21 protein-coding genes and 1 riboswitch are annotated in these 21,181 nt (G+C 44.7%); of the genes, 8 read left to right on the top strand and 13 right to left on the bottom strand.

Annotated features, from left to right (window positions below):
- The first annotated feature begins 26 nt into the window (after nt 1-26).
- Nucleotides 27-263: a hypothetical protein gene (locus tag H0266_RS15930; protein WP_181473410.1), complete on the top strand. Its 237-nt coding sequence runs from the start codon at nt 27-29 to the stop codon at nt 261-263.
- Nucleotides 264-353: 90 nt separating this feature from the next.
- Here H0266_RS15930 and H0266_RS15925 read toward each other — a convergent pair whose 3' ends face one another.
- Nucleotides 354-1,466 (bottom strand): endonuclease, encoded by a 1,113-nt coding sequence (locus H0266_RS15925; protein WP_181473409.1) that lies wholly within the window; start codon nt 1,464-1,466, stop codon nt 354-356.
- Nucleotides 1,467-1,581: 115 nt separating this feature from the next.
- Here H0266_RS15925 and H0266_RS15920 point away from each other — a divergent pair, with 115 nt between their 5' ends.
- The 3 genes from H0266_RS15920 (at nt 1,582) to H0266_RS15910 (ending at nt 3,310) form a co-directional block, all read left to right on the top strand.
- The gene (locus H0266_RS15920) at nt 1,582-1,806 is read left to right on the top strand and encodes a hypothetical protein (protein WP_181473408.1); all 225 of its coding nucleotides are present in this window, start codon (nt 1,582-1,584) and stop codon (nt 1,804-1,806) included.
- Nucleotides 1,807-2,056: 250 nt separating this feature from the next.
- Complete coding sequence (locus tag H0266_RS15915) at nt 2,057-2,761, top strand: tryptophan-rich sensory protein (RefSeq protein WP_181473407.1); 705 nt, start codon at nt 2,057-2,059, stop codon at nt 2,759-2,761.
- Nucleotides 2,762-2,788: 27 nt separating this feature from the next.
- On the top strand, nt 2,789-3,310 hold the full coding sequence (locus tag H0266_RS15910; protein WP_181473406.1) for a ribonuclease H-like YkuK family protein: 522 nt from the start codon (nt 2,789-2,791) through the stop codon (nt 3,308-3,310).
- Here the strand turns inward: H0266_RS15910 and H0266_RS15905 are convergent, their stop codons facing one another.
- The gene (locus tag H0266_RS15905; RefSeq protein WP_181473405.1) at nt 3,311-4,210 is read right to left on the bottom strand and encodes a DMT family transporter; all 900 of its coding nucleotides are present in this window, start codon (nt 4,208-4,210) and stop codon (nt 3,311-3,313) included.
- Between the two features lie 129 nt (nt 4,211-4,339).
- Between H0266_RS15905 and H0266_RS15900 the strand changes: the two genes are divergently transcribed.
- Nucleotides 4,340-4,606, top strand: coding sequence for a DUF4190 domain-containing protein (locus tag H0266_RS15900; RefSeq protein WP_181473404.1), 267 nt, complete (start codon nt 4,340-4,342; stop codon nt 4,604-4,606).
- Between the two features lie 106 nt (nt 4,607-4,712).
- Here the strand turns inward: H0266_RS15900 and H0266_RS15895 are convergent, their stop codons facing one another.
- The 8 genes from H0266_RS15895 to H0266_RS15860 form a co-directional block, all read right to left on the bottom strand.
- Complete coding sequence (locus tag H0266_RS15895; RefSeq protein ID WP_181473403.1) at nt 4,713-5,360, bottom strand: peroxiredoxin-like family protein; 648 nt, start codon at nt 5,358-5,360, stop codon at nt 4,713-4,715.
- A 51-nt stretch (nt 5,361-5,411) separates the two neighbouring features.
- Nucleotides 5,412-6,470 carry an ethanolamine utilization protein EutH gene (gene eutH, locus H0266_RS15890; RefSeq protein ID WP_246364073.1) on the bottom strand — a complete coding sequence of 353 codons (1,059 nt, stop codon included), beginning with the start codon at nt 6,468-6,470 and terminating at the stop codon, nt 5,412-5,414.
- 28 nt (nt 6,471-6,498) lie between these two features.
- Entirely contained in the window at nt 6,499-7,437 is a 939-nt protein-coding gene (locus H0266_RS15885) for a DUF1835 domain-containing protein (protein WP_181473402.1), read from the bottom strand.
- 622 nt (nt 7,438-8,059) lie between these two features.
- Nucleotides 8,060-8,533, bottom strand: a complete 474-nt coding sequence (gene msrA / locus H0266_RS15880) for a peptide-methionine (S)-S-oxide reductase MsrA (RefSeq protein ID WP_181473401.1) — start codon at nt 8,531-8,533, stop codon at nt 8,060-8,062.
- Nucleotides 8,534-8,655: 122 nt separating this feature from the next.
- Nucleotides 8,656-8,777, bottom strand: a riboswitch (SAM riboswitch).
- Nucleotides 8,778-8,934: 157 nt separating this feature from the next.
- Nucleotides 8,935-9,582 carry a response regulator gene (locus H0266_RS15875; protein WP_220127295.1) on the bottom strand — a complete coding sequence of 216 codons (648 nt, stop codon included), beginning with the start codon at nt 9,580-9,582 and terminating at the stop codon, nt 8,935-8,937.
- Entirely contained in the window at nt 9,582-11,177 is a 1,596-nt protein-coding gene (locus tag H0266_RS15870; RefSeq protein ID WP_181473400.1) for a GAF domain-containing sensor histidine kinase, read from the bottom strand. The genes H0266_RS15875 and H0266_RS15870 overlap by 1 nt, the downstream gene beginning before the upstream one ends.
- Nucleotides 11,178-11,267: 90 nt before the next feature.
- The gene (locus H0266_RS15865) at nt 11,268-11,957 is read right to left on the bottom strand and encodes an AIM24 family protein (RefSeq protein WP_181473399.1); all 690 of its coding nucleotides are present in this window, start codon (nt 11,955-11,957) and stop codon (nt 11,268-11,270) included.
- Between the two features lie 27 nt (nt 11,958-11,984).
- Complete coding sequence (locus tag H0266_RS15860; RefSeq protein WP_181473398.1) at nt 11,985-12,857, bottom strand: alpha/beta hydrolase family protein; 873 nt, start codon at nt 12,855-12,857, stop codon at nt 11,985-11,987.
- Between the two features lie 138 nt (nt 12,858-12,995).
- Here H0266_RS15860 and H0266_RS15855 point away from each other — a divergent pair, with 138 nt between their 5' ends.
- The gene (locus H0266_RS15855; protein ID WP_181473397.1) at nt 12,996-13,478 is read left to right on the top strand and encodes a DinB family protein; all 483 of its coding nucleotides are present in this window, start codon (nt 12,996-12,998) and stop codon (nt 13,476-13,478) included.
- 432 nt (nt 13,479-13,910) lie between these two features.
- Here the strand turns inward: H0266_RS15855 and H0266_RS15850 are convergent, their stop codons facing one another.
- Nucleotides 13,911-15,395: a Na+/H+ antiporter NhaC family protein gene (locus H0266_RS15850; RefSeq protein WP_181473396.1), complete on the bottom strand. Its 1,485-nt coding sequence runs from the start codon at nt 15,393-15,395 to the stop codon at nt 13,911-13,913.
- Nucleotides 15,396-15,571: 176 nt separating this feature from the next.
- Here H0266_RS15850 and H0266_RS15845 point away from each other — a divergent pair, with 176 nt between their 5' ends.
- Both H0266_RS15845 and ppc read left to right on the top strand, forming a co-directional pair.
- Complete coding sequence (locus H0266_RS15845; protein ID WP_181473395.1) at nt 15,572-16,078, top strand: GNAT family N-acetyltransferase; 507 nt, start codon at nt 15,572-15,574, stop codon at nt 16,076-16,078.
- A 238-nt stretch (nt 16,079-16,316) separates the two neighbouring features.
- Nucleotides 16,317-19,058 (top strand): phosphoenolpyruvate carboxylase, encoded by a 2,742-nt coding sequence (gene ppc / locus H0266_RS15840; RefSeq protein ID WP_181473394.1) that lies wholly within the window; start codon nt 16,317-16,319, stop codon nt 19,056-19,058.
- Between the two features lie 445 nt (nt 19,059-19,503).
- On the opposite strand, the gene H0266_RS15835 is transcribed toward ppc, so the two are convergent.
- A complete protein-coding gene (locus H0266_RS15835; protein ID WP_181473393.1) occupies nt 19,504-20,025 on the bottom strand; it encodes a DinB family protein in 522 nt (173 codons plus the stop codon).
- A 131-nt stretch (nt 20,026-20,156) separates the two neighbouring features.
- Complete coding sequence (locus tag H0266_RS15830; RefSeq protein ID WP_181473392.1) at nt 20,157-20,987, bottom strand: GNAT family N-acetyltransferase; 831 nt, start codon at nt 20,985-20,987, stop codon at nt 20,157-20,159.
- Nucleotides 20,988-21,181: the final 194 nt, after the last annotated feature.

The following is a 21,181-nucleotide window of genomic DNA, read 5'->3' as shown; positions in this document are numbered from 1 at the left end:
AAGACCCAACATAGGAGGAACAAAGAGTGGTAAATATTTATTATGCCATCATTGTTGTTGTCAGCTTGTTTGCTCTTATCGGTACGGTCGCAATTGCGATGAATCAGACGAAACTGCAAAGTGCCTCCTCTGCGAAAGAAGACTTCAAGGAGTTAATGGTCGAAAATCGTAAAGGCTCAAGTGTCCCGTTACTCATCGGTATTTATTCTGTGTTCGCCCTTGCTTTAGTTGTTTTAATTACTCTATTTGCTTATACGTTTTAGCTTTGACAACAAATGAAAAACGCCTTCCATCTTAGAATGTTTAGGATGGAGGGCGTTTTTCATTCTATTTAATAAATCACCTGACTTAGTCTACCAGATTCGCTCCACAAACTCCGGATGATCAATAAACGGGTTCCGGTTACCTTGATAAGTAGAATAAATCAATTCGTTCCGCTCTCTTTCAAAGTCATCGACAGGATCTGCCTCATGCCACTCCTTCAATGTCGAAAGTTTTCCTAACACTGGACCGTCTGTCTCCACCCGATCGACTAGTTCAAGATCAGGCTCTCCTTCCCTCTCCCCTTCATAACGCACAGCCATGTAGAAGACCATGCGTGCTACATCCCCTTTCACCTCATCACGAGGTTCCCACGAATCTGAATCAGAGTATGTCCCCTCCGCTTCATCGTGCGCTTCGCCTCCGTTATCAAAATCAAGATTTCCTCTTGAGGAATTAATCGTCGTGTCTGTCGGCTTCAAATGATGCAAGTCTGTACCTGGTCCCATACTTGTTCCAAAATCGCCATGAGACTGAGGCCATACGTGTTCTCTATTCCATTCATCCACGCCACCACCGTTGGCATTATTGGCCATAGACCGACCAGAATACAACAGAAGGACTTCATCAGGTTCAGCAGGATTACCATCCAACTCTATTAAAGCTTCCCATACATCATCATAGGACAATTCGTTATGGGCATCGATGATATCATTGATTTTTGATTTCAGTTCTTTCCCTTCTACCTCTTGAAGACCTTCATAATAATTGGGGGGTTCTAAAGCTTGCTCTTGTTCCTTCTCATCCTCTGTCTGCTTCACCTTCAATTGAGAGACCTGTTTTATTCCATCATGACTAAAATACTCCTGTTTGACCCCAGTGGCTACAATCAAATCCCCTACACGATCAGGATTCGATTCTAACCCGAACTGATGACGATATTCTGAATCCAACTGAACGAAAATCATCGCCTCGACATCAGTTTCCTCTGGATCATCCGCCAAAGCTAAGGCATAGTTACTCGAAAACGTTTGTCGTTCTACATGATTCACTTGGGTTGGAACGCCGACAATATACCCTTCTAACGTGACGTCTTCCCCTGTACTCTCTCTTTTCGCTTCCTCGACAGAGGAAAGTGTCGGGGAGGCCGTACACCCCATGACAAATATGAGTAGAATGCAGATCCAACAAGCTTTACGACTCATTGTGTTTCCTCCTTTATGGTACAATCAAATGACAATGTTCACCTAAACGTTTACTTCAACTATCGATCGGTTAATGACCGAAATAAGTCAAGCATATGAACTGGAGGGGATTGTTATGTATCCCGTATATTATGGAATCATCATTGCCGTCAGCCTGATCGCCCTTATTAGTACGATTTCAATTGCTCGAAACCAGTCGAAAAACGAAGCGTCCTCAACAAAAGAAGACACTGAGAACTTGATGTCCAAAAATAAAGGATCAAGCATTCCGTTGCTAACGACGATTTATTCTATATTCTTCGCTGTGACCATCATACTCATTGCTATTTTTATATTCTAAACCCCTACATCGGCTTAAAAACCAATCAAACCATATGGTTGAACATCCCCTGACAAGAGAGACGGTTTTTAAGTCGTACATAATCTTCGCAACAGATATCATCAACTACGCTAAGCACCTAGTCGATCAATCACCTTCATCTTAAGGCATGAATCTCAAACTCTCACATAAAATGTACTAGCTCACCAGTTGCCCTTTTGCATAGAAGGACAACTCAAAGGGAAAAATAAAAACATCATAGAGACGGAGAGTGAACAACATGAGATTCCTTGGTCTGAAGCTTTTCAACTTAGCAAGCTACCTATATTTATTAGTAGCTTCCTTGTTCTTAGCTGGTGATTTCTATCGCCAAAATGCAGATTCCGTTTATGTCATGCCGGCTCCTTTCGCCTTTTCAATTTGGGGACTTATTTACCTTCTGCTTTTCCTATTCATCATGAAATCCTTCTTTGCAGATGAGACGTTGAACGACATCATCAAACAAATCGGCTTATGGTTTCCGATCAGTATGATTCTTTCTGGAACATCTGTCATTTTAGGAACGACGCCATCCATTCTATTCATCTCACTCTCTTTACTTACACTCTGTGTCGTTTATACGAACCTCAGACGGGTAGGTTCACCCAGGACCTATCGCGCTCCCTTTTCCATCTATCTTGGGTGGACATCCATTGCGACGATTGTGGCAGCCTTCACTGTGTTAAAAGCGAACGGCATTGAAGAACTATTCGGAATAGAAGAGCTCGGCTGGTCCATCCTTTTACTGACGGTTGGTGGACTGATCGCGATCGCTTTCTTTTTTCTACAAAAGGACTACCTCTTCCCTCTCGTCTTTGTGTGGGGATATGGCGCGATTTTCGCCTACCAAGAGAATGAATTGATCCGATTTATCACCGCTGCTTTCGTGATCATCCTGTTGTTTATCATGGCTTACGGCTGGCTCAGAAAAAAATAGAGCGGATCCTTAAGGAGTGAGAATACGATGAGGCCTTATGAATTCCAGAACCTCTCCTACAAAAACATGGACTTTACGCAAGTCTTTTCTCATATTGTGGCTTTCATGAAGAACGAACCGAAAGGCGAGTACAAATTAATGCTCGGAACCGATTCCCAAGTACACCCACGTCACACATTGTTCATTACGGGTGTCGTGATTCAACGTGTAGGGAAAGGAGCATGGGCGTGTTTCAGAAAAGAAGTCGTCGATAGACAAATGACGACCTTGCATGAGCGGATTTCCTACGAAACATCCTTGACCGAACAAGTTGCCTCGCTGTTTACCGAACAACACAAACATCAGCTCATCGATATTGTCCTTCCTCACATTTACAAAGGGGCGACCTTTACAATGGAAGGGCATATCGACATCGGTTCCGGAGAGCGGAACCGGACACGCGTCTATGTAAATGAAATGGTCGCCAGAATCGAATCGCTCGGCATGGAACCAAAAATAAAGCCAGATTCCATCGTCGCCAGCAGTTATGCCAACCGGTACACCAAATAGTCATGCCTGATGTGCCTTTCTCAGCTGCGAGAAGGCTTTTTTTTTACGTGTGGCCAAATAGACGCCGACAAAAATACAGACTAATCCTAAAATCAGGTTCCTTGAAATCGGCTCTCCGAGAAGCGTAGCGCCCCAAATCATGGCTGTAAGAGGAATCAAATACGTAACGGACGTCGCAAACTCCGCGCTGGCTTCTTTGACCATGTAGAAAAACAACAAATGAGCAATACCTGAACCGAGACACCCGAGACCAACAATGGCAATTACGGAATAGGGATCCAGAATAAGAGCTACAGGTAGCCCTTGACCAGTAAATGACATGCCGACGAGTCCTACAACGGCTCCTATGAGCAAGGTGGCTGATGCAACAATCAGAATGCCAACGTTCTGCAAATGTTTTTTCGTATACTGAGAAGAAAAACCGTAACAAACCGTCGCAACAATCATCGTTCCCACTCCGATGAGACTATCCCCGAACAGAGACGTCACTTCAAAGTCCATAATGATCAACACACCGACGAACCCAAGCCAAACTCCCATCCACTGTTGTTTCTTGAGCACGACGGAAAAGAAGAGAACCCCGATCAGGGCGGTACAAATCGGAGTAAGAGCGTTGAGTACAGCAGCGGTACTGCTGTTGATCTGTGTTTCACTGAGTGCAATCAGCCCCCATGGAATGCCGGCATTGAAAACACCGACGATCAGAAAGGCTTTCCACGGTAAATCTTTTGTTACTTGCGTACGCTTTGACCAGAGAAACGGAAGCAATACGAGCGCCCCGGCAAAGCAGCGAAGAAATACCGTCCCCCATACTCCAGCAGGTTCCACTAAGTATTTAATAAACACGAATGATAAGCCCCAAATCAGGCTTAATCCGATTAATGCTACATATTTCTTCAACTATGAAACCTTCTTTCTTAAAAAATGAATCCTTTTCCCATTATAAAACGTATAGGGGAATAAAGGTATCTTTATACTAGAATTCGTTAGGTATGATCATAAAGACTGTAAGGTAAGGAGGACTCCCCATTGAACAACAAGGCGATGACATCGTTCATTACAGGAATCATGTCCATTTTCATTCCCCTCGTCGGCATTGTGCTCGGGATTATGGGAATCCTATATGCCCGTCGCGGATTAAAAGAAATCGAACTGACTGGCGAAGAGGGTAGAACCTATGCGGTGGCCGGGAAAGTATGTAGCAGCATCGGCCTCGCGATACAAATCGTACTCTTTATTATTGTATTGCTCAGCTATTTTGTATTTTCATCATTCCATCAGATCTTTCCTTCTTAGTTCGTTTTCTAGATACGTTTACTCATGAAGAAGACGAATAAGTAATTGTCGGCTTCAAGCACCTAAAAATAGCTCAGAGCTGTGTATGCTCTGAGCTTTATTCGAATTATAGTGTTTTCAGATAATCAAGTACTTCCGAAGGCTCGGCACGATCTTTATAATCTTCCTTCGTATATTCATAGGCTACCTTTCCATCTGTATCAACAATGAATGTAGCTGACACAGGCAATGTCCACGTTTCGTCACCGTTGTGTTCATCAACGCGTAAGCCCTTTTCTTTATACACATCCACTAAGTAATCCGGCAGCGGATATACCAGGTTGTATTCATTGGCAACATTATTCCCCACGTCACTCAACACATGGAACTGCAAGTCATTCTTTTCTGTTGTCGATAGTGAGTGATCTGGGTCTTCCGGACTGATGGCAACGAGTTCGCCACCGGCTTCATGAATATCATCCAAAATTTGTTGATACTGGCGGAGCTCCATATTGCAGTAAGGGCACCAACCGCCTCGATAAAAGGACAGAACGACAGGGCCTTGTTTGAGCTGTTCATATAACTCAACAGTCCCACCCTTGGCGTCAGGTAATGTGAAGTTCGGAGCTTGATCACCGACCGATAGACCTTTTCCATCTTCTGATTGTTCCAATTCTTCAATCGCGCTCTTCATCTTTTGTTGAATATCGTCAGGGGTTGCTTCTTTGAACTTTGCAATGTACTGATTATATTTCTCTCTCAATTCGGTTTTCATTGTCTCCACTCCTTTTCTTCATCTATTCACAAGCCATTATAACCAATCGTTTCACTCTGTTATAGAATTCTGCTCACGTGAAGGCCTGTGAAAGAAGAACACGAGGGTAACGGCAAGTATCCCTGCAGTCAACTTTCCGATCATGACAGGGAGAATCATCGATCGTTCAACCCCTGCAACAAAAGCGAAGTGACTACCTACCACGAAGGCACCACTTACGGCAAAGGCTGCGTTCATCACTTTTCCACGTTCGTCCATATCTTTCATCGTAGCAAGCATCGGTAAATGATGAGCCATGGATGCAAGCAAACCCGTCATGGATGTTGCATTCACTCCAAAGTGATTAGCTACGGACACCAACCTTCTTTCAGCTTTTTGGTTAATAAAAGCAACGAGTGGATAGGCTCCTGCGAGCGTGATTGTAATTTGACCTACTATCTGTATCCCTTCAGAAATCGGCGCCATACCAGGGATCACCGTCCAGCCCGTCAACGTTTCGATGATGATCGCAACTAACCCTGTAATGATGACAAGCTCAACGAACTTACCGAAGGAAGCGAAAAGCCTGATTGTGGCCTCTGTAAAAAGCCAAAGTCCTACGCCGATGACGACAGAGAGCAATAAAGTAGGGAGCAAATTCCTAAGCATCCACAGCAGTTCATACCCTGCAAGCCATCCACCGGTTAAACATCCTACAGGAATCGTCATGAGCCCCATTAATATCCCTTTCGCAAAATAGGGCTGATCCTTTTTCTGAATGACCGTTAACGCTACAGGTATGGTAAATACAAGGGTCGGGCCCATCATCGTCCCTAAAAATGCCCATGAGAAAATCGCCGCTTCCTCTGTCAATGCCAAGGACTGAGCAAGCGGATAGGCACCCATATCAATAGCTAGAAGAGTTGAGGCGAACATCGCAGGATCTGCCCCGAACCACTCATAAACGGGGACAACGAGTGGGGAAAGCAAACGGGATAGCACGGGAGCAAGCGAAATAATGCCGACCATCGACAAGGCGAGAGGCCCCATCATCATGAACGCTTCATAAAAACGCCACCCCAAAGAAAAACGATGGTTCAACACGTAATAATCAAGGGCTCCTAAAAACATAAATACACACATCAAAACGAGCAATACATCATTTACGGACACTAGCATTCCCCTTTGCTAAGGTAGGACGCTTGAACAACCGCACGCCTCCTACCCAATCGTCGATTCCGATTACATCCATTCGGTTCCACTCTCCTGATAACACACGAATGCCGTGCTCTGTGATCGACACAACAGGATCTGCGTCCACCTTTTTATAATCAGGTGGATCCCCTTCAAACGTAATCAGTGGTTGCAATTGCTTGAGCATGTACGCAAAACGAAGGTCTGAGAGTCCGTCCTCACTCCGCTCTTTCTTAACGGCTTCGAATAGATCGATGAACGTTTTTTCTTCCTTTTCCAAAAGCGATAACGTGAGCTCTTCCACACGACGCAGTCCTTTTTCTTTGGAAGGATGATAATCAAGATGCGTTTTCATCGCCTTACAAAGATAGGGTAATGGATGGTCTACATTCTCAATCCAGGATTCTAACGAAAACGGGTGCTTCGATGTATAAGCCCGCCACCCTTCAACGGCTTCCGATTCTTGTTCTTCTGTCACTGGCTGCCTCGTCTCCATGAGTCGGTTTAATTGCTCACTAGATAACTGCCCCATGCCGTAGAACGGTTCAATTCCTGGATAAGCATGAAGCGTCACCATCGACAAGTTATGACCCTTGCCTTTCAATTCGTTCAATAAAAACATCAGCATGGTCTGATCATACAGGTCGTGCTCAAACCAAAGTACAACCTCTTCTTCATAGGGAATCGCTCTTAGTGATGCTAACTGTTTCTTATTAGATTGAATAAATAACGGAGACGGCAGTTCGATGCGTTCTTCAAAAAACGCGGCTCTCCTCCCGATGAAGTCATCAGTGTCCCACGTATGATTCAAGGGTCCCCAGTCATACATTTCCCTCCAAATGATGATAGGGTCAGCCGTGTCCAATCGTTTTCCCACTTCTTCCCCGTTGACAATATGGATCAAAGCCATCCCTCCCGGTTTCGTTCTAATACTTTTGTCTTTCGATGCGGTTCTTTCAAATTCCTTCTTTTACAGGTCGCTTCAACAAATATTGTAAATTCAAAAAGAGCCTCCTGTAATAGGAGGCTCTTTGACAGAGTGTTGAGAAAGCCACTTTCGGTCCTTCAAAGGTGAGAAGGGGCCGGTGGCGTGGAAACGACTCCCTTTCAGCAGGAGGCGGTGAGCTTCCTCGGCCGCTCCTGAGACCTGCGGGATCTCACCCAAGCCTCAGGATCCTGCGGGAGTGTCACCGTTTCCACGCCACCTCATTCCGGAAAGGCTGAACCTCTAGAGATTCCACTACAATGTGGAGCTCTACGGATGCCCGCATCATACTGCTTGGCGAGGTTCTGTTCTACTATTTATCGCATAGTGGGATGGAAAACGGGGAGACTCCCGCGGGAGAAGGACCTAGGCGAGACCCCACAGAGAGTGTCAACGAACGAGGAGGCTTGCCAGCTCCCCCGCAGGAAAGCGAGTCGTTTTCCATCCCACGGTATTCTTATACGATCTAACAGAACCGTTCAACTGACTTCTGCAGACAGCCTGAAAAAGAGCCTCCTGTTTAGGAGGCTCTTTCATGAGATCAACCGATTCCGCATGCGACAGAACCGTTTTTATGAATGTATTTCTGGTGGTATTCTTCTGCATCGTAAAATGTGGATAGCTCGACGATTTCAGATACGATCGGACGCTTGAAGATGCCCTTTGCATCCCACTCCTTCACTTTCTCCTCTGCAATATACTTCTGACTTGCATCAGCGTAAAAGATCGCAGAGCGATACTGGTGCCCCACGTCCACTCCTTGCTTGTTCCGTGAGGTCGGATCGTGAGACTCGAAGAAAATGTTGACCAGTTCAGCATACGTAATCACACTCGGATCGTATTCCAAGCGGATCGCTTCTGCATGGCCTGTTTCCCCTGTCTTCACTTGCTCATATGTTGGGTTTTCAACGTTTCCTCCCGTATAACCTACGCGTGTCGCTGTAACTCCTTCAAATCGTTCAAAAAATGCTTCCACTCCCCAGAAACATCCTGCACCAAAAATAGCTGTTGCCATTTGTCATCTTTCCTTTCCCTTAACGCAACTTCTACCGAGAGCCTCTACGGTGCATCAATGCAACCAAAAGACCCCTTTTCTTATCCAATAAGAAAAGGGGTCGTAAAGATATCCGTACGATCCTCTCATCTCTTAGAATGTTCTCACATTCTACAGGAATTGGCACCGTTCTTATCAATCCTTAGATTGATTCGATGGTTGCCGGGCATCAAAGGGCCAGTCCCTCCGCCTCTCTGGATAAGAAGTTTCCGTTATTATTTTTGTTATGTTTCATATATTACATGGTTTTGGTAGCGAAGTAAAGGAGTGTGCTTACATTTTTTTAGTTTTCGACACATCCAGCTCTCTTGCTTCTATTATATTCAGTAATTACCTGTTCATGCCTGGACATTTCTCACTTTTTAAGACGATTCAAACAAACGGTTTTTCATCGCATAGATGGCGGCCTGCGTCCGGTCATGTACCTCCAATTTACTTAAAATATGACTCACATGGGTCTTGACCGTTTTTTCCGTAATATACAGATCATTCGAAATCTCCTTATTGCTTTTGCCTAAGGTGATCTGTTCGAGTACTTCTTTTTCTCGTTTCGTCAGGTCATGAATGAGCGCCGTCTCCTTCGAGACATCGCTCGTCATTTCTGACATGAGTAAATCAGTGGCTTTCGGATGAAGGTACTTCTCTCCCTTAGCCGCTTTTCGAATCGTTTCAACGAGTACATCAGGCTCCACATCCTTCAGCTGATAACCCGTCGCTCCAGCTTGAAGAGCCGGAATGACATGATCCTGGTCGGAGAAACTACTCAGAATGACGACTTTCACCTCTGGATGACTTTCCTTCAGACGTTTTGTCGCCTCTACACCATCCATCACAGGCATCATTAAATCCATCAGCACAATGTCGGGCTTCTGTTCTTCCACAGCCTTCATTGCTGCCTCTCCATTCTCCACTTCTCCAATGATTTCAATGTCTTCTTGAGTACTAAGAAAAAAACGCAATCCGCGTAGGACGACCAGGTGATCATCGACTAGCAATACTTTAATTCCCATCATTGTTCTCCTTTTTTCATCCAAGGAACAAAAACCGTCACAGTTGTTCCTCTACCAATTTGACTCTCCACATGAAAGGTACCACCCAATAGCTCGGCACGCTCTTTCATACTTGTTAACCCGAGGGCGCGTCCGCTATGGGGCACGGACTGGAACCCCTTGCCTCGATCGACGATGGATAGCTCGGCGCCTCCCTCTAACGCTTTCAACCTGATTGAGGCTTGATTGGTCTCTGCATGCTTGCGAACATTATTCAGTGATTCCTGACTGATTCGCCATAACGCTTCTTGTGTGGCATGAGCCAGGTGAGGGATGTCTTCAACATCGAAGCTGAGCTCCATCCCCAGGTGACGCCCGTAAGTTGTTAACGTCGACAACAACCCGTCCTCAACACCCACGGGACGAAGTTGCCAAATGAGCGACTTCATTTCTTTCATGGAGTCTTGTGACAACGTCTGCATATCTGTAAGGAGCTCTCTTAGCACCTGATCCTCTTTTGGAATGACTTCCTTCGCTCCCCTCGCTGTCAACGACAAGGAAAATAATTTCTGATTGACAGAATCATGAAGGTCCCGGGCAAGGCGGTTCCGCTCTTCATATAGCAGCACTTCCTGTCTCTTCTCTTGAAGATGAATACTTTCAAATGCGAGAGATAAATGGCTGGCTAACGCTTCCAACACTTCGACATCCGAATCTGAGAATAGAGACCGATGGCGACTTCCGACATACAACAAGCCAATGCGTTCTTCTTTTACGGTTAAGGGGAGAACGATAGACGAAACGCCATTTAGAAACGTTGAGTGGTTCTGTTTCGTTCGGATTGTCTCTTGCTTCTTGAACGCTTCGGTCACTTCACATTCGTGATCAACATGGATACGCTCGATATTTCTAAGCGCATCCGTCTGAGAATGAAGGACGAGGTCACTCCCTTTAGCAGAAAAGAATCCTATGTATGGCCAAGAATACACGTCCTCCATCTTTTTGATTGTATCGGCAATGAGGGTGGCATGGTCCTGTGCCTTCCAAATAAGACGGATGACTTCATTCAGTTTGGCAAAATTATCCGCCCGTTGTTGCTGCGCCTCGAATAACCTCGTCCGCTTGATTGCTGTACCGATCTGGTAGGCGACAGATTGAAGCAGGATCAGTTCTTCTTCATCAAAATGCGTCTTCCCTGGAGATGCCACATTCAATACTCCGAACGCTTCTTCTCCCGCAACCAAGGGAATCGTCGCATGGTGGGTGATGCCGTTGGTGCTTCCCCAGGAGTAGCGAACAGCATCATCCAGACGCTTGCATTCGATAATATTGATCGGATCCTTCAGCTCGTCGTTCCAGTATTTATTTAAACAGTAGCACGACCCACTGCACATCGGCTTCTTATTTTCCCAAGCTAAAGATTCAGGTAGTTGATAATCCGCAACCATTGTATAATGAGGCCGCTCATCTGTAAGGAACATCCAACCTGACTCCAGCTTTGTTATAGATAGCAGTTTTTCGAGAACCGTCTGCATCATCTGACGCAAATCATTCGACTGGTTGAGTGTTTCTGAGATCAGTTGTAATGTACGTAATTCGTGTTCCTCTGCCGCCATCGGTCCCCTCCTTTTCTATTATTCTAGTCAAAACCAATAACCATTTCCTCTGTTAAAAGAAGGAGGTCCTCCTCAGACTTTTGACTGAGATTATTCTGACGACACATGGCCTTCTTCAAACGGTTGGACAATGACAAACCCTTCCCCTTTGAATTCCATTTGAATGGATTCACCGCTTCCACGTCCCAAAAGCGTTTTAAAACTGATGTCCGTCCGGAATTCCGGCTCTAAATGTCCAGACCACGCAACCGTTGCATGCGGATCGGTAATCACGGATTCTCCTGGTTTGACGAGTAACGTGAGCGGTTCATAGTGAGAAGTGACAGCAACACGCCCACTCCCATTCAAGGTTACATTGAACAAACCGCCTGACACCATTCCGGCTACTTTCTTCATTAATTTGATATCCCACTCGACACTCGGTTCAAAGGCAAGCAGGTCATTTCCGTTCACCGTAATCGACTCCCCATCTAAGTCAAAAACCGTAATTTTCTTTCCTTGATCTGCTAAGTACAATCGCCCCCGTCCTGACGCTTTCATCAACGCACTTCCTTCGCCTGTCATCGCTTTTTTGAACAGGCGACCGACTCCGTGCTCGAGAATCCCCTCCCGCTCGAATTTGATTTCTCCATTATAAGAAATCATCGACCCTGCTTTGGCCCACACTTGATCCATCAAGTTCACTTCCAGAATTCTAGGGGTTTCAAGTTCGAAATAGTCATTCTCTGATTCATCCTGTTTCGTTTGTTCGATAAACTGTTGAATGGAATATTCACTCATCGTGATCGCTCCTTTTGGTTTATACTTCTATTCTATATGCTGATCGAACCAATTCAAAACCTCAGCTGAATATTCAGGAAAAGAAAAAGTGAGAAGATGCGTCCCATTTTCGATTTCCTTATATTCATGGATCGAATGGTGCTGCTTCATCCTATCGGCAAACGCACGCGCTCTCTCAACCGGAACCACTTGGTCTCTTTCTCCGTGAATCATAAGCACAGGCACATCCATATCTTGGATCCATGAATCAGGATGCAGCCGCTCATACAGTTGTGCATTCTCGTCAGGTGTTCCAAGCAATGCCTCGATCTGCTCTTTGACCGGATCCGGTTGTTCGGCGTATTGCTTTTGTAAATCGGTGATCGTACCGACTGTCGCAACGGCTCTTAAGTCCGTCTGTTGTTGGATGGACAGTAACGACACCAGCCCGCCCCTTGAATATCCGAGCATGACGGTGTTGGAAACATCCACACCGTCCCATTGTTCCATGACCTCTTTCAAATCTAGTATATCCTGTACAAACCCTTCATTCGTGGAAGGACGATATCCAGAAACCACGTGGTCACGGTAATAACTTTCAACTACGACATACCCTTGTTCCGCCCAAAAAGACAAGGCCTTCAATTCATTCTCAGGATCTCCCCCCACTTTCCCGATTCCGCCTCGATTCACGATCAATAACGGAAGATCTTTCTCCTTTTCTACCGGCTCTACAAGAAGACCCGGAATAGAATCCTTCTGACTTTTATACTGAATCTTGTACCCGGTCACTCCGTCCACACCTAATGGCACTTCTTCTTCCTTCAATAGAGTCGCCTTTCCGTTTTCGGCACCGAAAAAGAAAACAACGACCGCGGTAAAGATGATGACGACAAGCAGCACTCCCATAATCTTTTTCAAACGAACCCCTCCTCATTGCTTCCTTATATACGACGCGGATTGTAAAATGTTTCAAAAATCTACTACCCTTATGAGAAGCGTTTGACTCCCTTATTGTGGTAGACTCGAATTATACTAGATGAGGAAGGGTGTCCATCCATGTACGGTTTAGAAGAAAAAAGAAAGCAAGTGCTTGATTTTATTGAAGGAGTTTCTGACCAAGAGGCTCTGAAAAAACCAGAAGAAGATCGCTGGTCGATTCTAGAAGTATTAGAACACTTGTATTTAATGGAGCAACTTGTTGTGTACCAAATTAACAAAGCGATTAAAAACGGAGATCAACAACAAGCAAAGTTGAAGCCACTGAATCGAACGACGAATCGCGACTATAAGGTAGAAGCACCGGAAGCGGTTCAACCAAAGGGAGAATTCCAATCACTGGATGATGCGAGAGACGGATTGGCAAAAACTCGTGAAGCGACGTTGTTCCTCATCCATAACAAAGATGAAGAAACGCTTCAGAACCGTGTATTCCCTCACCCTGCATTCGGTGAGATGAACCTTGAGCAATGGATTGAATTCATTGGCTGGCACGAGCTTCGCCACTTAGATCAAATGAAAGAAGTAAAAGAATCCATCTAAAAAAATCGCCTGAGCCATATGCTCAGGCGATTTCTAGAATGCACGTGAAAGCCACTTTCGGTTCTTCCAAATTGAGAAAGGACCGGTGGCGTGGAAACGACTCCCTTTCCGCAGGAGGCGGTGAGCTTCCTCAAATCGCTTTCGCGTCCTGCGGGATCTCACCCAAGCCTCAGGATCCTGCAGGAGTGTCGCCGTTTCCACTACTTGTAGCATAGTGGGATGGAAAACGGGGAGACTCCCGCGGGAGAAGGGCCTAGGCGAGACCCCACAGAGAGTGTTAACAAACGAGGAGGCTTGCCGTCTCCCCCGCAGGAAAGCGAGTCGTTTTCCATCCCACGGTATTCTTATATAATCTAAAAGCACCGTTCCACTAACTTCTTCAACAGCCTGAAAATCCCCTGAGCCATATGCTCAGGGGATTTCTATACTTTGTTATTGATGGTACTCTTTCGGTTTGATCTCTTCGCCATTCTTACCTGAATAGCGGAGTCCCCAGCCTGTCATCGCTGCAATGAACATGACAATCAAGAGCCCCCAACCTTGGAAAACAAATGGGAAGACTTCAATCGGACTGACAACAGGCACGAAATTGTATTGTTCAGCAGCCCCTCGAATGGTCGCCCATGCAAGAAGAACACCACCACTCCATGGGAATATATAACCGAGCGAAGAGGTCACCGTATCGAGAAAGTTCGCTCGACGATACGGGTGGATATTCATCTCTTTTCCTAGTTTACGAACAAATGGAGCAGCCGCAATTTCTGCTGCTGTATTGATCGTAATGAATACGTTCAGAAACGCGACGATTCCGAACATTGATAGCTCTGCACGACGAACTACGTTGTTGATAATTCTCAGGAAGAAGTTCTTAATGACTTCCATTGTTCCAGCTACTTCTAATAAATACGCAGCAGCAAGAATGAACAAAATGAGAATCGCCATGTTGAAGTACCCACCGATTCCGCTCATCAGTGCGCCTTCAACGACCGCATCCCCTGAATCATTCGTATAGATGTGAATGACTTCTGTTAATGACGTTCCAGTCAAGAAAATAAAGACTACCGATGCGACGATTCCCCACGATAGCGAGGTCAGAAGATGCTGACCACTCAGCGCTAAATACAAGACCAAAGCAAAAGGAATCAGCATTAAGAGTCCATTCGGTGATACTTGAGATTGCAGTTGGTTAATCACCTCTTGGCTTCCTTGTTCACCGCCACCGCCGAATATAAAGAATAGCAATAGTGCAGGAATAGCAGCAGCAATCGAATATTTGAAACGTGAGCGAACTACACCAGGTACATCTGCTTCTTGAGTCGTGGCCGAAACGATCGTCGTATCGGACACTGGGGCTAAGTTATCCCCGAATACGGCACCACTTAAGATCGCCGCTAACAAAATGACAGGATCTGCACCTAAGATAATTCCTGCCGGATACATGAGAATACCGAATGTTGCAACGGTTCCGTAACCTGTACCCACTGCGGTAGCAAATAAGCCCGCAAGTAAAAAGGTGATCGCCACAAATGATCCACCTTCTAGGCCTGTTTGAAAGCCGAGCCACATCAACCCGTCTACTAGTCCACCAGCGGACAATAATTGAGCGAACATCCCTGCCCAAAACCAAGCAATGATCGCAACGACTCCGACTGGTTGCGACATACCCGAAATCAAACTTTGCGCGTAGTCCGACCATTTCGATTTAACAAAGAATAATCCTAAAATGATTCCAAGGACCATCCCGAGCACAAGAGCTTGCTCTGTCACGAGTTGCGTGACACTTAAAACAATCGCCCAAATAATGAAAAATACTAAGGGGATTGTCGCAGTGAATACTCCTCCCCGAAATTCCAACCATTCCACTGACTTCTCTCCAAGAGCTTCATCTACAACTTTATTATTATCTTGATCTGCCACAATCAACCCTCCCTCAAATTATTCTGAATATGGCATACCCCATACTCTACCACTGTAAACGATACCAAGAAAACAATAAAGTTTTTACACGTTAAAGTAAATAAGTGGAAAGGAATCCTATGACAATCCACTTTTATTCTTGTATCATAAAATCATTAGTTTGAAGGAGGATGACGATGATTCAATTGCGTTCTTTTAAGGAAATAGATTTTTATTACTTGATAAAATGGGCAGACACACCCGAAATATTGCTTCAATGGGCTGGTCCGACTTTCGATTTTCCACTAAACAACGACCAGCTCTTTTCTTATTTACATACTCCCGATCAACAAAGCTATACCGCCATTGATGATAGTACGGGGGATAGAATAGGCCATATTGTTTTAGGAAGAATCGATAAAAGAAATAATCAAGCGCGGATCGGAAAGGTGTTCGTCAGTCCTTCCTTTCGTGGTCGAGGGGTTGCTGAAGAGATGGTACGCCAGACCCTTACAATAGCTTTTGATGACTTGAATCTTCATAAAGTGACATTAGGTGTATTCGACTTTAATCATCCCGCTATCCGTTGTTACCAAAAAGTAGGCTTCAAAAAAGATGGAGTGCTTAGAGATCATAGAAGAATCGGAGATGAATATTGGAATACCATTGAGATGAGTCTTCTTCAAAAAGAATGGAGGACATGAAAAATTTGTAGAATCCTAAAGACAAATCTACCGCCCATAAAGTATGCGCTTACATCATTGATGTCACTTCACTTACCTAACATTAAGAATTAACAAAAACCGGTTAGGACCGCATGATGACAAGGCTTAGTATTTGACTATACAAATAATTCTGATAATATTATGAAAACATAAGGCTATTTTTTCAATCGACAAATTAAGACTACAGGAAGGTGAAATTGTGACAACACAACCTAAAATGAATGATCATACAACCCCATTACGACAAGATATCCGTGTACTAGGTGAAATGCTTGGTAACATTCTTGTTCACCATGGTGGAGAAGAATTACTTAACAAAGTCGAAAGCATACGAAAACTGACGAAAGACTTGCGAAGTCAGCCGGATGCCTCAACTTATGAAAAGCTGAAAGAAGAGATCAATAACCTCAAACCTCCGATGCGCTCTCAAGTCATCCGCGCATTCTCAATTTATTTCCACCTCGTGAATATCGCAGAACAAAACCACCGCATCAGACGCAGACGCGAATACCAGTTGCGCGAAGACCACGGCGCACAGCCTTTTTCCTTAGAAAGTGCGGTCAAAAACTTAAAAGCGAATGATTTCTCTAAAGATGTGATTCAAGATGTATTGAATAAACTTTCTCTAGAACTGATCATCACCGCCCATCCGACAGAAGCTACGAAGCGTACTGTACTAGAGATCCAAAAGCGGATCGCGAAGATTCTGAAGCAGTTGGACCACCCACAATTGACCAAGAGCGAACGAGAGGAATTAAAAGATAGCTTACAGAACGAAGTCACCGTTCTTTGGCAAACCGATGAGCTCAGAGAACGTAAACCGACCGTAATGGATGAAGTTCGTAATGGTCTGTACTACTTCGATCAGACGTTGTTCGATGTACTCCCTGATGTCCATCAAGAGTTGGAAGCCCGTCTTAATGAGAGCTATCCAGACGAAGATTGGTTTGTACCGAACTTCCTTCGTTTCGGCTCTTGGATTGGTGGAGACCGTGATGGTAACCCGAATGTGACACCTGAAATTACATGGCAAACGCTACAGAAACAGCGCGGCCTCATTTTAGAAAAATATGAAGAAGTTCTGATTGAATTGATGAAGCGTTTCAGCCATTCTACTGCCCAAGTGACGGTAACAGATGAGCTCGCTCAGTCTGTACAAGAGGGGGAAACCCTTATTGGGGCGGATAAGAAATGGCGTGTGGAGAAAGAAATTTACCGTCGTAAATTCGCTATCATTCTTGAGCGTCTCCGTAAGGTCGGGGAATCTGAAGTTGGGTACGAGCATTCCGAAGAGTTGCTTGAGGATTTAAAGCAAATTCAATCGAGCGCTGCCACCCACCAACCGAGTCACAAGGAATTAAAGAAGCTGCGTAAATTGATTCGTCAAGTCGAGTTGTTCGGCTTCCACCTAGCTACTCTTGATATTCGTAACCATAGTGGAGAACACGAATCAGCCGTTGCTGAACTCTTGAAAAAAGTCGGCATCGAATCCGATTACAGCGAACGTTCAGAGCGCGAGAAATTGCACATTCTACAGCAGGTCTTAAAGGATCCTCGCCCTATTTCTCTGCTTAACGAGGACTACTCGGAAGCTACGCAAGAAATGCTGAATGTTTTCCAAATGATCCGCAATGCTCATAAAGAGTTTGGGGAACGTTCGATTGAAGTCTATTTGATCAGTATGACAGAATCGGCAAGTGACTTGTTGGAAGTACTCGTCCTAGCCAAAGAGGCAGGAATCTATCGTCTACATGCCGATGGTACAGTAGAAAGCAATATCAACATTGCTCCTTTACTCGAAACCGTCGATGACCTCGTGGCTGGACCTGAAATTTTGAAAACGTTGTTTGAGATGGATGTTTACAGCAAGCACTTAGGAAAGCGCGGTAATCATCAGGAAATTATGCTTGGCTATTCAGACGGAAGTAAGGACGGCGGTACGCTGACAGCCAACTGGCGCCTTTACAAGGCACAACAGGAAATCCATGAAATGGCCCGTGAATATAGCGTCGGCCTTAAGTTCTTCCACGGCCGTGGTGGTTCACTTGGACGAGGAGGCGGTACATTGAACCGTAGCCTTCTCTCACAACCCGCAGAAACGCTGGGAGATGGTGTGAAAATCACCGAACAAGGGGAAGTTCTCTCCTCCCGCTACCTATTACGCGACATTGCTTATCGGAGCTTAGAGCAAGGGGCATCAACGTTGCTTGAAGGAGCTGCGAATGTTTCTCAGGAATCCGAGCAGGCCTACAACCGCGAACAAGCGTGGGAGAAAACGATGGAAGAGATATCAGATGTAGCTCTCGAGAAGTATCAATCCTTAGTGTTCGGAGACCAAGACTTCTTGACCTACTTCAACGAAGCGACGCCGCTTCAAGAGCTCAGTGAGTTGAATATCGGATCTCGTCCAATGAAACGTAAAGATAGTTCCAAGTTCGAAAACTTACGTGCCATTCCGTGGGTGTTTGCTTGGACGCAAAGCCGCCAACTATTACCTGCCTGGTTTGCTTCTGGTTCAGGGTTGGCAAGCTACGCCGATAAAGGATCTGAGCAATTAGAGCAGCTTCAACATATGTATAATAATTGGCCGTTCTTCCGTTCGACCATCAATAACTTGCAAATGGCTCTTACGAAGGCAGATATTCAAACGGCTAAAGAATATACAGCTCTCGTCAATGATGAAGCGATTGGCAAACGCATATTCCAAACGATTGTCGAAGAGTACAACCGTACGAAAGACATTCTATTAAAAATCACAGGTGATGAAGAGTTATTGGATCACCAACCGACCATCAAGGAATCCGTCCGCCTACGTAATCCGTATGTGGACCCGATGAACTTCTTGCAAGTCGAATTGATTAAAGAATTGCGTCAATCTGAAGATAAGAATGATGAATTGTTAACCGAAGTCTTGCTGACGATCAGTGGTATTGCTGCTGGCTTACGTAATACAGGTTGATGGTTCAATACAAAACGAAAGCCGTCCAGAAAAATCTGGACGGCTTTTTCAGGCTGTTGAAGAAGTCTGTGCAGAGATTCTGTTTGATCATATAAGAATACAGTGGGATGGAAAACGACTCGCTTTCCACCCTCCTATGTGATAAATAGTGGGAACAGAACCTCACAAAGTATTATGCTGTCATCAGTAGAGCACCACATTGTAGTGAATCTCTAGAGGTTCAACTACAATGTGGTGCGGTGGCGTGGAAACGGCGACACTCCTGCAGGATTCTGAGGCTTGGGTGAGATCCCGCAGGGCGCGAAGCGGTCGAGGAAGCTCACCGCCTCCTGCGGAAAGGGAGTCGTTTCCACGCCACCGTTCTCTTCTCAACTTGGAAGAACCGATAGTAGCTTTCTCAACTTACTGCGAAAGCCGTCCAGATGCTATTGGACGGCTTTTTTTATTAGTGAAAAGATCGAATATTTCGCTTTATGATCCTCATTTGACCGCGGTGACTGATTTCGTCCTCGAGCACATGGAACCATAAGTAATAATTATTATACGCTACATCATTAGGCCATTTGTTTTCTTCATATAACCACTCGTCATGTTTTTCCTTCAACAACGCATAGGTACGCTCCCTTACTTTAGCCAAAGCATTCACGTAGTAAGAAATCGGTTGATTGCGAACGGTCTTCCTAGCTCGATCTCCTAACTCTAAAGCTGGTCCCCACTCTCCAAATTCTTCTTCTGTTAAATCACGGTTTTCAAAAGAAATCACTTGATGGACATACTCGATAGCCGCGATATGTAATAAAAGCGCTCCGATTGAATTCGATCGATCATCTGGTAAATAGTCCAATTCTTCTTGTGATAATGCCTCAACCTCTTCTAAGGTAACGGCCCTTGCGTGATCCAACATTGAAACTAATTCCCCCACTTTTTCCGTAAACCCTTCTTTTTTTAAAACGCGATACTCAATCAATGTATCCCCTCCTTGCCAAACTAATCTTTACCCTACCAGAAAGTGGGGGAAATACTAGACTGATTATTCCGAATTAATTGTGGTACACTATAATCAAGCATAGAAAAAGAGTTAGGCAGCGGAACTCTTTTCTATGCTTTTTGGTATAATGGAAACTCATATCCGACGTAATTGAATACATTCGTAAAGCCCATGTTTTCTACTATGGCAATGCATGACTGGTTACGTTCTAAACAATTCCAATAGGGTACGGTTCCGTTAGTAAAACAGTCTTGTACAAATTTGTGCGCCACTTTTTGCGCTAACCCCTTCCCTTGATAAGGTGGCAGCGTTTCGATGTGAACCCCATGAACCCCTTCAAACACATAGGCTGAAAAACAGAGGCTGACGATTTCTTGTTGATTGATGATCATAAACCCGAAACCTTTATCAGAAAAATCATCAATCGTTTCCCAGTAGTCCAGCACCTTGCTTTCAACGAAGTCACGATTGGAATAACCGGTATTTTCTAGCGATTCAAAAGTGAGAGAAACGACTTGATAGTGTCCAGCAATTAGTGGTTCATTTTCAGCTTTGTAGTTTTGAGAGTGTAGCTTATAAACACGCTGGTTCCAGTTATGCAACTTACGATGTTGAAAAACTCTTTGAATGACCTCATCCCACCTCGGATGCTGACCAACCGCTTCGAACTCTTCAAGATTCTCTTTCTTCGCTTGTTTTACTATGTATTCGTCTATAAAATGGTTGATTTCTTGGTTAAAGGAATCGTTGTCTTCTTGCCCTATAAAATAAAATCCAGCGTTATTCCCCAGCCAAACCATCCCCGTTTCAGGTTTGTGTTTATGATCAACAAAAATTCGACCAGGATTGTTTCCCTTGATGATGGCATTCACTTCAATACTCTTCGTCCGATCAACCATCGCTTCACAACGATGAAAATCACCTGGAGTCAGTTCGACCATCTCATCTTCTTCTCCCTTCCAAGTTTCGAAATTTATGAAATATCCAATCTAACATTAACATAAATATCCATATATTGAATCATAGGCACAGCCTTAAAGACAATATTCACACAATCTTTACAATAGATCAGTTGCAATATTCTAAACCATCAGTTATATTTGTTTGTTTTAAAAAGTAACAGGGTAAGGAATAG

The organism is Halobacillus locisalis, from assembly GCF_013694105.1.
In the GTDB taxonomy this organism is placed as follows: domain Bacteria; phylum Bacillota; class Bacilli; order Bacillales; family Halobacillaceae; genus Halobacillus; species Halobacillus locisalis.
This window is presented reverse-complemented; position numbering and strand designations above follow the sequence as displayed.

Bases quoted from the DNA above. Each gene is read 5' to 3' on its own strand.
- H0266_RS15925 (WP_181473409.1), bottom strand. From the start codon at position 1,466: ATGAGTCGTAAAGCTTGTTGGATCTGCATTCTACTCATATTTGTCATG.
- H0266_RS15920 (WP_181473408.1), top strand. From the start codon at position 1,582: ATGTATCCCGTATATTATGGAATCATCATTGCCGTCAGCCTGATCGCC.
- H0266_RS15910 (WP_181473406.1), top strand. From the start codon at position 2,789: ATGAGGCCTTATGAATTCCAGAACCTCTCCTACAAAAACATGGACTTT.
- H0266_RS15895 (WP_181473403.1), bottom strand. From the start codon at position 5,360: ATGAAAACCGAATTGAGAGAGAAATATAATCAGTACATTGCAAAGTTC.
- eutH (WP_246364073.1), bottom strand. From the start codon at position 6,470: ATGTTTTTAGGAGCCCTTGATTATTACGTGTTGAACCATCGTTTTTCT.
- msrA (WP_181473401.1), bottom strand. From the start codon at position 8,533: ATGGCAACAGCTATTTTTGGTGCAGGATGTTTCTGGGGAGTGGAAGCA.
- H0266_RS15875 (WP_220127295.1), bottom strand. From the start codon at position 9,582: ATGGGAATTAAAGTATTGCTAGTCGATGATCACCTGGTCGTCCTACGC.
- H0266_RS15870 (WP_181473400.1), bottom strand. From the start codon at position 11,177: ATGGCGGCAGAGGAACACGAATTACGTACATTACAACTGATCTCAGAA.
- H0266_RS15865 (WP_181473399.1), bottom strand. From the start codon at position 11,957: ATGAGTGAATATTCCATTCAACAGTTTATCGAACAAACGAAACAGGAT.
- H0266_RS15855 (WP_181473397.1), top strand. From the start codon at position 12,996: ATGTACGGTTTAGAAGAAAAAAGAAAGCAAGTGCTTGATTTTATTGAA.
- H0266_RS15845 (WP_181473395.1), top strand. From the start codon at position 15,572: ATGATTCAATTGCGTTCTTTTAAGGAAATAGATTTTTATTACTTGATA.
- ppc (WP_181473394.1), top strand. From the start codon at position 16,317: ATGAATGATCATACAACCCCATTACGACAAGATATCCGTGTACTAGGT.
- H0266_RS15830 (WP_181473392.1), bottom strand. From the start codon at position 20,987: ATGGTCGAACTGACTCCAGGTGATTTTCATCGTTGTGAAGCGATGGTT.